Genomic DNA, 14,086 nt, shown 5'->3' with positions numbered 1-14,086 from the left:
GTGGGCGAGGGCCGGGTCTGGGCCGACGCGCTGTACGGGTTCGGCGCGCGCGCCGGCGACCGGGCGGCCACGGGCGCCGGGTTCGACGCGGGCGGGCTGCTGATGGGCGTCGACCGTCAGGTCGGGGCGGACACGCAGGTGGGCGGGGCGTTCAGCTACCTGCGCGAGGGCGGCACGTCCCGGGGCGCGGGGCTGGGCCGGTTCACCACCGACAGCTACGGCGGCACGCTCTACGCGAGCACGCGGCTCGGCGCGGTGATCCTGCGCGGCACGGCGGGGGTGTCGTACGCGGACGGGCGGGTCGACCGGACGGTGGCGCTGGGCACGGCGGTGTCGCAGGCGAGCGGGCTGTCGTCGGGCTGGAACGGCGGGGTGTCGGGCTTTGCCGGCTACGCGCTGGCGACCGGCCTGCCGGTAGAGTTCGTGCCGGAGGTGGGCTTCAGCTACGACCGGCTGACGCGGGGCCGGGTGTCCGAGCGGGGCGGTCTGGTCAACCAGGGCTTCGGCGGCCAGGGCTTCGCGGTGGCCGATCTCGACGCGGCGCGCAGCCTGGTCGGCGGGCGGGTGACGAGCTGGGCGCTGGCGGGCGTCCCGGACCTGCGCCTGGAGGGCCGGGCGTACTGGGCGCACGAGCTGGCCGACACGGCGGCGGTGATCCGCTCCAACCTGTTCGGGGCGGCGTTCGCGAGCCGGACGAGCGCGCTGGGCCGAGACGGCGCGGTGCTGGGGGTGAGCCTGGCGGGGGCGGTCGCGGAGGGCGTGCAGCTGTCGGTGGGCTACACGGGCGAGCTGCGCCCGAACGCCACCGCGCAGGTCGTCTCCGCCGGCCTCCAGGCTGCCTGGTGAGATCATCTCAGCACCCGGACTACTCGCGGGTAGGGCGAGTCATCAGTGATAAAAGTGCAAGATCTGCGCTCGACAAACATTGCTGATACGCTCGACCCGTGGGCGTGCAACATTGAGAGTTGCTGGCCACACATCTGTCGGAGTCTCCGAGAGACGATGACCGCACAGGCTACATCAGACCATTGAATTTTTCGGTCGGCACCGTCCGCTCCCACCCTTCTTGATGGAAAGTTTTTCAAGAACTCACAAAATAAAAAATTGCACCCCTTATGTGCTGCATTATCTGACAGCAAGCGAACGACCGCTTTCTGTAAATTTGAAAGGCGGTCCCGGCGTCCGAGTTGGGTCGGGGGCGGACCGTCCGCTTCGAGGTGCAGATAGCGGGGACTGTTTGTAACAGATCGTGCACGAGTACCCCGAGGGGATCATGAAGGGCTTCGGGCGCATCCTTGTTGTGATCGAGATGGGCAGTGCGTCTGATCGGCGACAGCCCGCCATCCACCTCGGGCTGCGGCGCGACTTTCGGGACCGGGGCGCCAGTCCGGCCGTTGGCGAAGCGTAAGCGCATGACCACCGACGAGGCGGAAACCGTTATGATGGGGCGAAAGGCCTACCTTTCGCCGCACCTTCCCAACGCCTGTAAAATCATGGCATTATGCGAGGCGAAAGGTGGTTTGCAAAAGTGCGGTACGGTTATAGCCGGATTTCGACGGACGATCAGAACCTACAACGGCAACGGGCCGCCCTTGCCCGCGAGGAGTGCGCCGAGGTCATCGAGGAGACAGGCAGCGGGGTAAAGGCCCGCTACCGCCTCGACGCCCTGCTAGGTCGCTTGCAGGCCGGTGACGAGCTGGTGGTGTCCGAACTGGACCGCTTGGGCCGCTCGACAGGCGAAGTCGTGTTGATGCTGGACGAGTTGACCAGGCGGGGCGTTGCGCTCCGCATCCTCGCCACGCCCTCGCTCGACATTACACACGAGGATGGCCGCCTGATCGCAGACATCACGGCCGCGCTCGCAGCCCACGAGCGGCAGCGGACGCGCCGCCGTCAGGAGCAGGGGATCGCCGTCGCCAAGGCCGCAGGCAGGCATATGGGACGACCGCCGAAGATGTCGGGCCAGCAAATCAATGAGGCCCGCGCTCGGTTGGCAGAGGGCGAGGCTGTCAACACGGTCGCTCGTGCCTATGGGGTTGATCGGGGGACCTTACAGCGAACGTTGAAGCGATAGGCCGCGCTGCCCAATGTACAGGATCAGGACCAAAATTTACAGAAAAACCGATCAAGCAGCGAGATGGTCCTTACCTGATCGCGTGTTCTTCGCTTGTGGGGCTTGTCATATATTGGCGTACGCCTTCATTGAGAAATACAATGCGTATTCCTGCAAATCGTTTTGGATTAAACCAAAGAAAGGCTTCACTGGGAACCATATAATCGTGGTGGGTGATGGCTGGATTTTTGACTATCATGGCTATTCCAATCCAGAAAAATATATGAACCACACCTGGAAAAAGGCTGGGATGTGGTGGTCAGGATGGGATGCCTCACTTGTCGAAATCAGGCCGGCAGCCCTCATTTCAGAGGCCGAGTCGCTGACCTATGAAGGTTTGCATCTCAGGGAGCCGACGCAATTCTTGCACAACGCTATGCCTCGTGCCCAAGCCTATCTGGAGCGCTTTCCGCCGCCGCTGCGCTAATTGCCTCCACGGCTGCCGTTCGAGGGTTCCCTCTCGAACCATTCTGCACCGGGCATTCGCACCATGGAAGGGGCTGATCCGGCCAGGGCCGACCAGCGGTGCAAATATCTTGAGTTTCGCACCGGATGCAAAAAAGGCCGCTCCACGACGGAGCGGCCAGTCAAGGGAGGAAATGCCCACGAGGGGCTGCACGATGTTGAGACGTGCGGCGCAGCAACGATTGTGCGTTGCGGCAGTTCCGGAATTCCGAGCATCATCTCCTGCGCGGTTCGTTATGGTTGGCTATGCGCCTTAGGTTCAGTTCGGATGGCCGTATGGGAGCTATCGAACCAACCTTGGCGTGGTACGATTTAGGCATACCCAAACCGAACCGGTCTGGGGCGTGTACCTCCGGTATCGAGGCTCTGACATAGCTTGATAGCAGGACAGCTTGAAATTATGCATGCAAAGGGGCTCGACCGCGCGCTTGCTAGACGTAGCCTCGGCGAAATAGCTCGATCGGTTGCCGTCTTGACGGTTCAGTAAGGAGACGTTGAGCATGGTCGCGAGCATGACGGCAGGAGGGCTCGCGTGCGGACCATCACGATAGCGGCCCGGAAAGGTGGGGTCGGGAAGACGACGCTGGCGACGCACCTCAGTGTCATCGCCGCAGAGGGCGGCAAGCCGGTCCTGCTGCTCGACACGGACCCGCAGAAGTCCTTGGCATGGTGGTGGCAGCTCCGGCAGGCGGACACCCCCGCCTTGGTGGAGTGCGAGGCCCGCGAGCTGGCGAAGCTGCTGCCGGCGGCTAAGAGCGAGGGCGTGGCCTTTGCAGTGGTGGACACCCCGCCCCATGCCGAGAACCCGATTGCGGATGCGATGCGCGCGGCTGATCTAGTCTTGGTGCCCACCCGGCCGGGACCGTTCGATCTCGCGGCGGTCGCGACCACGCTGGAGCTGGCCCAGAGAGTCGGAAAGGTGCCGCTGGCCGTCATCAACCACGCTCCGCCGCGGACTGGAGTAGGGGAGCCCGCGATCGTGGCGGAGGCTCGGGAAACCCTGGAGGCCATGGGCGCCACGGTGGCCGCGTCGGTGATCAGCCAACGGGTCGCGATGTCCCATGCCGTGATCGGCGGCCAAACGGTCAATGAGTATGAGCCGGACGGCCGGGCCGCGGCCGAGATGATGGCGCTATGGCGCGAGCTGAAGGAGAAGCTGGCATGACCGAACGGCCGAAGCTGACCAGCCTGTCCGATCGGCTGGCCCGGAAGGTCGCCCCTCCGGCCGCGGAGCCGCCCGCAGCTCCCCCCGCGCCGGACGCCCCGCGGAAGGCTGGAAAGGTGGATGAGCGGGTGCAGATCATCGTCCGCATGACGGCCGCAGAGCGGAAGGCCCTCCGGCGGATCGCCCTCGATCAGGACACCACGGCCCAGGCGTTGGCGGAGGAGGCCATCCGGGACGTTCTACGCCGGCATGGGCACGGCGCATGATCTCTAGCCCGCGAGGCGTCTTGCTATCATGAGCGCTAGACGCCTTTTGGACGAAGCGCGGTGGCGCCGTGACCGCGAGCCCGCGAAGCCAGAGGGCCGCTTCAAGGCCAACTTGAGCTTGGCCCTTTCCGTCGTGGCGCTCTTGGTGTCCCTCTTCTCGGCCTTCTATTCGCTGGTAGACGAGCGATACGATCTCCGGATGGCGTCTTCGTTCGCCGTCCCGGAGGTAATCGCCAGCAGCCCGCCGCGAGCTATGCGGGAGATTGGGTGACGACGGTGAGTTGAAGGCGGCGTATCGAGGCGGGTGTCGAGCCTGCCAGAACCTCTCAGCGAGAGCGATACGCCATGGAGACACCTACCAACGTCGTCCGACTTCGTCATCCCGAAGACCTCGACGATCCCCTGACCGAGGTGCTGCGGGCCGGAGCCCGCCGGCTACTCGCCCAGGCTGTCGAGATGGAGGCGGACGCGCTCCTGAGTGCGATGCAGGATCTGCGGCTGCCGGACAGACGCGCGCGGCTGGTGCGGCACGGTCACGGGCCGGAGCGGGCGATCCAGACCGGCATCGGCCCGGTGCCGGTCGCGCGGGTCCGCGTCCGGGACCGCGGCGCGAGCGGGTCTGAGGACCGGGTCCGGTTCACCTCGACCATCCTGCCGAAGTGGGCGCGGCGTACCCCCAGCCTGGATGCGCTGCTGCCGGTGCTGTACCTGCGCGGCATCTCGACCGGCGACTTCCAGGACGCGCTGGCCGCCCTCTTGGGTCGTGACGCCCCGAACCTGTCGCCGGCCGTCATCGCCCGGCTGACGGCGACGTGGGCGGATGAGTACGCCCGGTGGCAGGGCCGCGATCTCTCGGCGCGCCGCTACGCCTACGTCTGGGCTGACGGCGTCTATCTGCAGGCGCGGATGGCCGAGCAGGCAGACTGCATGCTCGTGCTGATCGGGGCGACGCCCGAGGGCAAGAAGGAGCTCGTCGGGTTCCAGGTGGGTGTGCGCGAGAGTGCCCAGAGCTGGCGCAAGCTGCTCGTCGACGTGAAGCGGCGCGGGCTGTCGATCGCGCCCGAGATCGCGGTCGGCGACGGCGCTCTCGGCTTCTGGCGGGCGCTGGACGAGGTCTTCCCCGGCACCGCTCACCAGCGGTGTTGGGTCCACAAGGCAGCCAACGTCCTCGACAAGGTGCCGAAGTCCGTCCAGCCGGCGATGAAGGCGGACCTGCGCGAGATCCACGGCGCGCCGACCCGGGCGGCGGCCGAGGCGGCGCTGGCGATCTTCGTCGAGAAGTACGGGGCCAAGTACCCCCGCGCCGCCGCCTGCCTGACCAAGGATCGTGACAGGCTGTTGGCGTTCTACGACTTCCCGGCCGAGCACTGGGATCACCTGCGCAGCTCGAACCCGATCGAGAGCGTGTTCGCCACGGTGCGGCATCGGACCGGGCGGACCAAAGGGGCGCTCTCGGCCACGACCGCCAAGCTGATGGTGTTCAAGCTGGTGATGGCGGCGTCAAAGACCTGGCGGCGGCTGAAGGGCGAAAACCAATTGCCGAAGGTCGTGGCCGGCGTCATCTTCCGCGATGGGACCGAGGTCGTCGCGAGCCCAGATCACCGCGCCGCCTGACCGCCTCCGTCACCTAAAATCCTGCATAGCTCGCCCGCCGCTGATCAGGGCACAGCACACCCTCACCTTCATCAACAACGGCAACCGTCCGGTCGCGATTAACGAGGTGGCCTTGATCGTCCAACCGACGATGAAGGGCTACGACCAACTGAACCGAGTGAACTGCGAAATCGAGCCTGTAGGGCCCAATGCATTTCGCCGGGCCTACGCAAAGGTCGCTCCGTTCACCGTGAAGGCCGGAGAGATAGAGACGCGGGTCTTCAGTTTCGCAGACACCATCGAGGACGGGAACACCGCCCGCTTCCGGGACAGTGGCTCGAACCACCTCCTGTCCTGCCTCCAGGTCGGCTTCGTATCGGCGCAGAACGCCTTTAACGAACTTATCCCCTACGCATGGTCCCCGAAGGCTTCGGGCTTCGGCCAACCGTTCCTAGAGGTGCAGTTCTTCTATCACTCCGGCCCAGTGCAACTCGTGAAGAGCCGGTGGCCCTTCAAGCCCGACCCTGTAGCGTCGGAGTGAGCCCCCAGTGATACCGGTTGCACCAGGTCCCATCGCCTAGGGCGATCAAGCGATTAAGACGTCTTGATAGCAAAACGTCAAGACGGACATCGATCTAGCCGTCCATGTAGCTGACGCCGGCTCGTTGCCGGCCGATCGCCCAAATCCGTCGATTTGGGGCCTTATCGGTGGTCAAAACCGCCCGGACGCTAAATACGAGAGCAAGGACTTCTCCCTGCGCATCTGGGAGGATACCATCGAATTATCAGCTACTTACACCACAGTCCCTTTACGCCCTACACCAAGGCATCCATGCAGCGTGGTCCCGCCTTCAGCCTCGCTGAGCCGGATGCAGGATCGAGAGCACCGAGACCACGCCAGCCGTTTCATCGACTTGATACAGGATCTTGTAGCGGTAACCGGGCGAGATCGCTTTGCGCACGCCTGCCTTGTCCTGTGCCCGGCCGCTCAAGGGGTGATCTCCCAGCCGGCCGACAGCAGCGCGGATGTCCGCCTCCACGTTGGCGGCACCGCTTGGACTGCGGGGCATAAGGTAGTCCGCGATGCCATTGAGATCTTCAAGGGCCGCGCGGGTGTAGGCGACCTTCACGACCTAAAGCGACGGAACGCAGCTTCGACTTCTTCATCTGAAGCGAAGCGGCCAGCGCGTACATCTGTCAGACCGCGCTCCGCGGCGGCACGTTCCTCGGCCGTCATCGTCTCGGGTGGGCGGTTGTCGATCTCAACACGGCTAGGCGCCGCACCGGTCTCCCGACGCGACCTGCTGTCGATCGTAGAGAAGCCCATCGTAAAGCTGGTATAATCTCGCGGGGGGCGTCGGGTCATACTGCAATGTAGGCGCGGAGAGGCCATCCGTGAAGCCGGCGGCTCTAACGCACTGCCTTCGCGCTATCGAGAGTGTGGATCGGCGTCGAACCATGTCTCCACCTATCAGCGCGTTTCAGGTGAATCTGCAATGACTTAAGCAGGATCGTGGAAGGGGGGCATCATTCGACGCCGATCCACACCCACACTGCGGGCAAGGCGATGAATCGGTCCCGTTCACGGCTACAGCGTGAGCCGACCACCGCTCAGCATCGCAGCAGCGACGACCGGTCAGCCTCGTCCGTCACAGCGTTCAGCGATCCGAACCAAGCCTCAACGTTGACTTAACCGTGCGCGCCAGCCGACATGCGCTGTCCGGCTACGCATCGCCTCGCGCGAGTCGCCGGCACCATCAGGAGACACCGCCGCCGCAAGTCGACCCCTGAAAGGCTAACGGCCCCCCAGTCGCCAAACTGGAGGGCCGTCAAATCCGTGATGGCCTGTGGGGCCGGTTTCCAATCCCCACAAGCCATGAGACGCCCCCGGGCGTCAAGCGAAAGCGCCAACTTTCGCGACGGGAGGCCTTTGCCTGTGGACCGGACGCCCTGATCGGCGGCCCGGAAGGACCTGTCGCGGCCCGACGAGGGCCGAAGAACCATGTTTGCCGACCAGTTGAGGCGGGCGATCGAGGCCGCGAGCCGAATCACTCTGCCGCAGGTGACCGCGCAGCTGTGGCGCGCGTTCGGGGAGGGGCAGATCACCGAGGCCGAGGCCGAGCGCCTGTCCGGCCTGATCGAGGCCCGCACGCTGACCGGTAAGGCGCCCCGTGTGGGCCAGCCGATAAGCCCGGCGGAGCCGCAGGCTGGCCGGGAGGCGGATGCCCCTCAGGGGCGCCTGGGGAGCGCTAGGAGGGCCGTGGGTTCACGCCCGCGCACGGACGCGTCGATGGAGCGCCGCCGCCGCTGGGCGGCCTCCGGACGGCTGCCGCCGGGTTTGGCGGCCCGGTTCACCCTGGCCGAGCAGGCGGTGCTGGCGCTCGTGGCGGCCGAGACCGCCCGCCAGGGCGATTGCCGGCTCGCGGTCGGTCACCTCGCGGCGATCGTCGGAGTGGCCGAGACCACCGTGCGCAACGCCATCCGCGAGGCGAAGAAGCTCGGGCTCATCACCGTCGAGGAGCGGCGCGTCACGGGCTTTCGCAACGACACCAACATCGTCCGGATCGTCTCGCCTGAGTGGGCCGCTTGGCTGCAGCTGGCCCGCAAGAGCACCCCCGTCCTGGCGGCACAGCGGATTGATGCTGCGGAGGTGGGAGGGTGCAAATCCGCGAAGCGCACGGCTACTCAGATTCCAATCCTGTTAGATTCGCGCATAACCCAACCGTCGAAGGGCTGCCGGAAGGCAGCGGGCGACCTCGACCGAGGCGATCGTTCGAGAATCCGCGTGGGTGGTGGAGCGGTTCGAGCCATGCGCTGAGGGTCTGAACCCGGACGGTCTGACGAACGCCGGACACCATCACCGCGCAGCCTCGGCTCACCGGCACCAGCTGGCCGATCTCGCGCGGCCGTGCGAATCCGGTGGCCGGTGAACTGCGTCGACTCGGGCGCGGGGCTTGGATAAGCGCGCCGCTCCCAATTCCGGAGTGGCCCGACGAGCGATAACCCCAGAATGGGGAAGACGGGTTCACGCCCGCCGCGAGCGCCTGCGCGGAGGGTCAGGCTCGAAGGAAAGCGCCCGGCCCATGGCCTATCCCGCTCCGGCCGGTTGGCGGCTGCACACCCCACGGGGCACCGCAAGTACCTCAACCCCGTAGAGCGCCGCCGTTTCCTCGCAGCGGCCGACCAGACGGCACCGGAGCTGCGGGCGTTCTGCCATGTGCTGGCCTGGACCGGCTGCCGTCTGTCCGAAGCCCTCGAGCTGGCCTCCGCTGACCTCAATGCCGCCGCCGGGAGCGTGGCGATCCGGAGCCTAAAGAAACGCGGTCAGGCAGTGCGCGCGAGGTGCCGGTGCCGAACGATCTGGTGGCCCAGCTCACGGCTCTCCCCACCCTCGGTGGCCCGTTCTGGCAGTGGGGCCGCACCACCGCCTGGCGCTACGTCAAAGCCGTGATGGCGGCGGCCGGGATCATCGGGCTGCATGCCTCACCCAAGGGCCTGCGGCGTGGGTTCGGGGTCCATGCAGTGCGCTCGGGCGTGCCGCTCAACCTGCTGCAACGCTGGCTTGGACACGAGGATATCGCCACCACCGCAATCTACGCGGACTTGATGGGAGCCGAGGAACAAGAAATTGCTGCTATGATGTGGAAAAGCCCCATAATATGAAATCAGAACTCTTGAAAATCGACTGCATCCATTCCTTGCCCCCTGGTTCCCATGTGCATCTTCGGGTATAGGCCGACTAAACGATAGCCATTTGCTATCCGATCCTCATTCTTCGTTGAGGGTGTATGTTCTACATAGACTAAACCAGAGGCAGAGAGAAAGCTGGTTGCAGGTTTGATCCTGGCGCGTTCAACGCCGGAATACTCTGTGATCTTATCAAGGCTGATGTTCGCCATATTGGTGTCGCGGCCCCGGCGCGATGCGAACAGAAAATAGAGTTTGAGTGCATTCAGCTCATGCAGGCTACGCAGATGAAAATTATCGAATGGCGCGATCCGCTCGCCTGCATAGAGCCGTTTTGCAGGAAGCATGACCCAGCCGCCAGCAGGGTCGTAGTTCGCTAGCCTGAATGAGCTGCGGCCTACGGGGGTGCGTTCGATGACTTCGTGGTTTTGCAGCACGTCCAAGCCCGCCGACACCTTCGCGCGGCTCAGGCCGGTGATCGGGCCAAGCGCATTGTAGGTCAGGCGCGCAATCCCACTTTCGTTGTCGGTGTGGTGGGCTATGGCGGCCAGCACCATAAGGGCGGCCGTGTTGGCCGACCCTTCGCCGTTTGCCCCCCAGTGCAACTGTTGCAAGCCTTTGGCCTCAATCCAGCCGGAAGGCAGCTTCACCCAATCGCGCAGTGCCATCACAGTCCCCCTCTGGTGACCAAAAGGACGGCGTAGATGGCGAATGCTGCCAGTCCGAAGCCGCACAGGATGATGATGGCCCCCACACGCTTGGAGGAATTCCGATGACGATGTCTGCCAGCCCTTTGGCAGCGTCCAGGAGTGCTTTGATGGTGTCCGACATGGGTGCCTCTCGTTTTCAAACTTGCACCCAAAAACGCCTCTTCGGACTCTTGCTCTAGAGACAGTTCAGCGCGCGCGGCCCCCTCTTCACAAAAAATAGCGTTACAAATCATTATGATAGATAAAAATACAAGGGTTCATATAAGGTACTGAAACAGTTCATGAAGGCTGCTTTATGAACTGAGCTGGGCTCCTGGCCGCCATTTTGGCGCTGGCGGTGCCATTTTGTTCTCTCCGGCCGAAGCACGCAATTCGGCTTGTTTTAGCGGCCCTACCTTCGCGCCTTCCAGACCCCAGATGTACGGGCCGCGTCCTACTCGCCGCCTCACGCGACTCCCCGAACCCGCCCGGGGGCGGTTTCGCCCTCCGGGTGACAGCCGACTAACGCATCACCCGGCGGCGTGCTGCCGTTCAACCCGGCCACCGCCGTCCGGGGGCCGAAGCACGTGGTGAAGCGCGGCAAGACCCCCGTGCTGGCCCCCGAGGAGGCCCGCGCCATCCTCGACGCGATCGACACCACGACGTCGATCGGCCTCCGGGACCGCGCCCTAATCGGGCTGATGGTTTACACCTTCGCCCGGATCGGCGCGGCCACCACCATGCGGGTCGAGGACGTGTACGTGCAGAACCGCCGCCTGTGGGTGCGGCTGCACGAGAAGGGCGGCAAGGCGGTCGATCGGCCCTGCCACCACAACCTTGAGACCTACCTGCACGCCTATCTCGACGGCACCGGCATAGCCCAGGACGACGACGGGCCGCTGTTCCGCACGGCTGGCCGCGGCACTGGAATCCTCACCCGCACACCGCTGCCGCCAGCCAATGCCTACGCAATGGTGCAGCGCCGGGCCGCGGCGGCCGACATCGCCACCAAGATCGGCAACCACACGTTCCGGGCCACCGGTATCACCGCCTACCTCAAGAACGGCGGCACGTTGGAGCGCGCCGCCGCTATTGCCAACCATGCCTCAACTCGGACGACACAACGCTACGATCATCGATCAGACGAGATAAATTTAGATGAGATTGAGCGTATTTTAATATAGATTTTTATTAACTTGTCTCTCCAACGGGAATTGTGAATTCTTCTCCATCGAATCGAACCGTAACATCAGTATAGCGGTTTTTAGGTGGCGTCTCTTCATAACGACACTCAATTTTAGAGATAACCTGAGTCACTGCTCCTGTCGGCTTTATGAGATCAACCTCAACAATCAGAATGTCTTTGTTTATTCCAGGCGGTGATGCAGGGCGAACCGATGATTTCCATCCACCGGTTGGCACTTCGGCTTCGCCTTTCAGGATGAGCTTTTCCTGAGTCCCAGGCATTTTATCGATCCAGGCGCTGAAGCTGTCCTTGATTAGCTTGGGCATTGCTATCTCCTCATTCAATTTGAAGGAAAACTACATGATATTTCTCGTCTAAATTTCTGGCATGAGTTCGCTATTCGCCTGGAGGGCAAAAATACCTCCGAGCAAGGCGTAGGTTGCTCAAATCTCTGATAAATGCAAATCTACGCAATGCTGAATTTGCACCGCAAATGCAGCATTGCAAGAGGGATGTTCCGTGCCAAATCCTACCAAAATTGAAGGAAAAGGGACTTCTTTAGAGGAGGCTATAAAGGACGCGCTCGATAAGGTGCCACAGCAGGCAGGCGCTGATATTCTTGTTGCTCTGACTGTCGAGAAATTCGGTATCAGAGCGGGTGGTTTCGCAGGAATAAGCGAATTTTGGGTCGAGGCCACCTACAAGTTGGGATAGTGGAAGCACGACAATGACAAGGAGCCCTCGTGTAGGGCGCCGAAGGACAGTTGCCTGAGTCTGTACAAGGCGTTGCCGGTGGGGATGACCCCCTGTGATTAATCCCACTCACGGGAGGCTCCTGACGCGAGCGTGCATGTATAGAAAACGACCGTTTTCTGGACATACCACGAGCGCCTGCTGTCGTGCTGCCGGCGCCGCGGTGGAACTGGTCACTGCACGCGCCGGCTCACGGCCCGCTCTCACGCTCGGCTGAACCCGCGCGGCACGTCCTTGGCATAGGGGCCAGACCCGCCGTCAAGACAGCCGGGCTCATGACGTATGTCGACCTCGAACAGCCCGCCGAACTCACCCTCTGGCCCGGCCATGTTCCGGCTCTCGCCGCCGAGATGCGCAGCTTCCCGACCCTACGCGCCGCCCTGGACGCCGCAGCCGAGGCTATCGATGGTCAGGATGCCATTCCGTCGATCATCACGGACAGCGGCGACATCCTCGCGTCCCCCAAGATCGCCCACCCGAGTGCAACTGCTGCTCGCACCTTCAGTGCGTATGGTGTGATGCCCCCGTTCTTGCCGTAGCCACTGCCGTACCGTTGCCGTCGACTACCGACCCTGCCGTACGCTGCCGTAGCTCAGAGCCGTCGGGGACGAACCATGCAGGGATACGCATGGCTGGGCGACAGGGAGACTGATGCCGTACGAGCCGCGCATCTCAGTCCAAGGCCTCGGGGTGCCGCTTCAGCATGCCGGCGTAGTGCTTGGGGATCCTCGGGCAGCCGTCATGCGCCCGCTGGTGCATCATCGCGACGCCGCCCTCCCCCGAATAGAGCCCCTGAGTGCGCACCCGGCCGTGACAGATCGGACAGCGTTTCTTGGCGGCGCGATGGTGGGCGTGCGCTTCGGTCAGTGGCACGCGCTGCCACGCGCCGTCGATCCGCACCTCGCATTCGGTTCTGTCGGGAACTGCCATGGTGGACAGGTGCCATGGCGAGGTGCCGATCACCAGGGTGTGATCGGCACGACAGGCACGCGAGCGAGTGGTCGAAATCCGGACGTTCGGAACCTACACACCGGGTCCGTTGCGGGTCGCAAGCGGGAGGGCCGCTTGGGGTGGATATCTGCCGGTCCGCTTTCGGACGGTAACCGATGGAAGCGGACATCGCCTTCGTGCCCGCTCACGACCCAGCGCAGACCCCGATAAGGTCCACTTCCAGGCTGTCGCTGAGGCAGACGCCGACGATCGCATTAGGTACAACGACCAGTGTAGCTTAGTCGAGCCGATGTCATTACGATTAGTCAAAAAATGCATAAGGAGTAATTATGAAGATTGAAATATCATCTAGGCACGATGTTCCAGCGGTTGTGTCTATTTTGAAAGAAGCAGACGAGTGGCTTTCTGGGAATAATCAATCATTATGGACGGCCAACGAAATTGGTTTCGAGCGTATCACGCAAGATGTTGATGCTGGAAAATATTATGCCGCCTATAAAAATATGCAAATCGCTGGTGTCATGCGCTTGGAAAAAGAAGATACTTATTTTTGGCCAGAAATATCTCCTGGAACGTCCATCTATGTACATAAGCTTGCTGTTCGACGTGTGTGGGCAGGAAAAGGTGTCTCAGAAGCCCTCTTAAATTATGCCAAAATTTTTGCCCGCGAATTGATGTGTGATTATGTTCGATTAGATTGCTTCGCAAATCGCGAGCGTCTGAGATTATTTTACGAAAAAAACGGTTTTTCCCTACGAGATGTGAATAGAAAAGGGAGCATTGATTACGCTCGCTATGAAGCCTTCCTATATTAAAGATATTATAAAATCAAACTCCGGCCTCCCTGTAGCTAAGGAGCTCAGATTCGAAGTTGGAAGGCTGATGGAACGAGCATCGATGTGTGATAGCGAGCCCGAGCAGGCATCCGCTTCCGGGTAGATCAAGCAAAGCAGTCAGGGTATGCTTGGGATTGGAGACCGAACATTGGCTCGCGGGGGGGCTCCGTCGAAGCCTCCTTCCCACCTCGAGCTGAAGTTGCCGGACGACTGACGAATGTCTGCTTCGGGGAAAGGCCGATAACGCTTCCGGCGGCTGGGTTGGGTCGGATGCGGATCGACCGCTTAGGGTGGAATTCGGCTGGTCCGCTTCCGAGCGACAAGGCACCGGAGCGGACATCGAACCCGTATCCAACCAAGACAGACCTTCAACCCGAAGCAC

The 14,086-nt window shown here is 62.8% G+C and carries 17 protein-coding genes; 13 read left to right on the top strand and 4 right to left on the bottom strand.

The annotated features are described in order from the left end of the window. The 7 genes from ACQKQD_RS33735 to ACQKQD_RS33705 form a co-directional block, all read left to right on the top strand. A partial coding sequence (locus ACQKQD_RS33735) for an autotransporter outer membrane beta-barrel domain-containing protein (RefSeq protein ID WP_427510948.1) occupies positions 1-846 on the top strand: 846 nt, incomplete at its 5' end. 682 nt (positions 847-1,528) lie between these two features. Continuing rightward, complete coding sequence (locus ACQKQD_RS33730) at positions 1,529-2,074, top strand: recombinase family protein (protein WP_427510947.1); 546 nt, start codon at positions 1,529-1,531, stop codon at positions 2,072-2,074. 112 nt (positions 2,075-2,186) lie between these two features. Then, on the top strand, positions 2,187-2,540 hold the full coding sequence (locus ACQKQD_RS33725) for a hypothetical protein (RefSeq protein WP_427510946.1): 354 nt from the start codon (positions 2,187-2,189) through the stop codon (positions 2,538-2,540). A 570-nt stretch (positions 2,541-3,110) separates the two neighbouring features. After that, on the top strand, positions 3,111-3,743 hold the full coding sequence (locus ACQKQD_RS33720; RefSeq protein WP_427510945.1) for an AAA family ATPase: 633 nt from the start codon (positions 3,111-3,113) through the stop codon (positions 3,741-3,743). Next, positions 3,740-4,009: a ribbon-helix-helix domain-containing protein gene (locus tag ACQKQD_RS33715; protein WP_427510944.1), complete on the top strand. Its 270-nt coding sequence runs from the start codon at positions 3,740-3,742 to the stop codon at positions 4,007-4,009. The genes ACQKQD_RS33720 and ACQKQD_RS33715 overlap by 4 nt, the downstream gene beginning before the upstream one ends. 345 nt (positions 4,010-4,354) lie before the next feature. Further along, the gene (locus tag ACQKQD_RS33710; RefSeq protein ID WP_427510943.1) at positions 4,355-5,623 is read left to right on the top strand and encodes an IS256 family transposase; all 1,269 of its coding nucleotides are present in this window, start codon (positions 4,355-4,357) and stop codon (positions 5,621-5,623) included. Between the two features lie 112 nt (positions 5,624-5,735). Further along, complete coding sequence (locus tag ACQKQD_RS33705; protein ID WP_427510942.1) at positions 5,736-6,143, top strand: hypothetical protein; 408 nt, start codon at positions 5,736-5,738, stop codon at positions 6,141-6,143. A gap of 310 nt (positions 6,144-6,453) precedes the next feature. Here the strand turns inward: ACQKQD_RS33705 and ACQKQD_RS33700 are convergent, their stop codons facing one another. Beyond that, positions 6,454-6,732: a type II toxin-antitoxin system RelE/ParE family toxin gene (locus tag ACQKQD_RS33700; RefSeq protein ID WP_427510941.1), complete on the bottom strand. Its 279-nt coding sequence runs from the start codon at positions 6,730-6,732 to the stop codon at positions 6,454-6,456. A gap of 872 nt (positions 6,733-7,604) precedes the next feature. Here ACQKQD_RS33700 and ACQKQD_RS33695 point away from each other — a divergent pair. Beyond that, positions 7,605-8,420, top strand: a complete 816-nt coding sequence (locus ACQKQD_RS33695; RefSeq protein ID WP_427510940.1) for a helix-turn-helix domain-containing protein — start codon at positions 7,605-7,607, stop codon at positions 8,418-8,420. Positions 8,421-8,950: 530 nt separating this feature from the next. Then, positions 8,951-9,265 carry a tyrosine-type recombinase/integrase gene (locus ACQKQD_RS33690; protein WP_427510939.1) on the top strand — a complete coding sequence of 105 codons (315 nt, stop codon included), beginning with the start codon at positions 8,951-8,953 and terminating at the stop codon, positions 9,263-9,265. Between the two features lie 2 nt (positions 9,266-9,267). On the opposite strand, the gene ACQKQD_RS33685 is transcribed toward ACQKQD_RS33690, so the two are convergent. After that, complete coding sequence (locus tag ACQKQD_RS33685; protein WP_427510938.1) at positions 9,268-9,957, bottom strand: hypothetical protein; 690 nt, start codon at positions 9,955-9,957, stop codon at positions 9,268-9,270. Positions 9,958-10,520: 563 nt separating this feature from the next. Here ACQKQD_RS33685 and ACQKQD_RS33680 point away from each other — a divergent pair. Beyond that, positions 10,521-11,162 (top strand): tyrosine-type recombinase/integrase, encoded by a 642-nt coding sequence (locus tag ACQKQD_RS33680; RefSeq protein WP_427510937.1) that lies wholly within the window; start codon positions 10,521-10,523, stop codon positions 11,160-11,162. Between the two features lie 7 nt (positions 11,163-11,169). Here ACQKQD_RS33680 and ACQKQD_RS33675 read toward each other — a convergent pair whose 3' ends face one another. After that, the gene (locus ACQKQD_RS33675; RefSeq protein ID WP_427510936.1) at positions 11,170-11,490 is read right to left on the bottom strand and encodes a hypothetical protein; all 321 of its coding nucleotides are present in this window, start codon (positions 11,488-11,490) and stop codon (positions 11,170-11,172) included. A gap of 193 nt (positions 11,491-11,683) precedes the next feature. Here ACQKQD_RS33675 and ACQKQD_RS33670 point away from each other — a divergent pair, with 193 nt between their 5' ends. Beyond that, positions 11,684-11,878 carry a hypothetical protein gene (locus tag ACQKQD_RS33670; protein ID WP_427510935.1) on the top strand — a complete coding sequence of 65 codons (195 nt, stop codon included), beginning with the start codon at positions 11,684-11,686 and terminating at the stop codon, positions 11,876-11,878. Between the two features lie 314 nt (positions 11,879-12,192). Further along, the gene (locus tag ACQKQD_RS33665) at positions 12,193-12,456 is read left to right on the top strand and encodes a hypothetical protein (protein ID WP_427510934.1); all 264 of its coding nucleotides are present in this window, start codon (positions 12,193-12,195) and stop codon (positions 12,454-12,456) included. A 133-nt stretch (positions 12,457-12,589) separates the two neighbouring features. Here the strand turns inward: ACQKQD_RS33665 and ACQKQD_RS33660 are convergent, their stop codons facing one another. Then, the gene (locus tag ACQKQD_RS33660; RefSeq protein WP_427510933.1) at positions 12,590-12,880 is read right to left on the bottom strand and encodes a hypothetical protein; all 291 of its coding nucleotides are present in this window, start codon (positions 12,878-12,880) and stop codon (positions 12,590-12,592) included. A 317-nt stretch (positions 12,881-13,197) separates the two neighbouring features. Between ACQKQD_RS33660 and ACQKQD_RS33655 the strand changes: the two genes are divergently transcribed. Continuing rightward, positions 13,198-13,683 carry a GNAT family N-acetyltransferase gene (locus ACQKQD_RS33655; protein WP_427510932.1) on the top strand — a complete coding sequence of 162 codons (486 nt, stop codon included), beginning with the start codon at positions 13,198-13,200 and terminating at the stop codon, positions 13,681-13,683. Positions 13,684-14,086: the final 403 nt, after the last annotated feature.

Source organism: Methylobacterium sp. NPDC080182, from assembly GCF_050281105.1.
Classification (GTDB): domain Bacteria; phylum Pseudomonadota; class Alphaproteobacteria; order Rhizobiales; family Beijerinckiaceae; genus Methylobacterium.
This window is presented reverse-complemented; position numbering and strand designations above follow the sequence as displayed.

Bases quoted from the DNA above. Each gene is read 5' to 3' on its own strand.
- ACQKQD_RS33665 (WP_427510934.1), top strand. From the start codon at position 12,193: ATGACGTATGTCGACCTCGAACAGCCCGCCGAACTCACCCTCTGGCCC.
- ACQKQD_RS33685 (WP_427510938.1), bottom strand. From the start codon at position 9,957: ATGGCACTGCGCGATTGGGTGAAGCTGCCTTCCGGCTGGATTGAGGCC.
- ACQKQD_RS33710 (WP_427510943.1), top strand. From the start codon at position 4,355: ATGGAGACACCTACCAACGTCGTCCGACTTCGTCATCCCGAAGACCTC.
- ACQKQD_RS33675 (WP_427510936.1), bottom strand. From the start codon at position 11,490: ATGCCCAAGCTAATCAAGGACAGCTTCAGCGCCTGGATCGATAAAATG.
- ACQKQD_RS33715 (WP_427510944.1), top strand. From the start codon at position 3,740: ATGACCGAACGGCCGAAGCTGACCAGCCTGTCCGATCGGCTGGCCCGG.
- ACQKQD_RS33655 (WP_427510932.1), top strand. From the start codon at position 13,198: ATGAAGATTGAAATATCATCTAGGCACGATGTTCCAGCGGTTGTGTCT.
- ACQKQD_RS33695 (WP_427510940.1), top strand. From the start codon at position 7,605: ATGTTTGCCGACCAGTTGAGGCGGGCGATCGAGGCCGCGAGCCGAATC.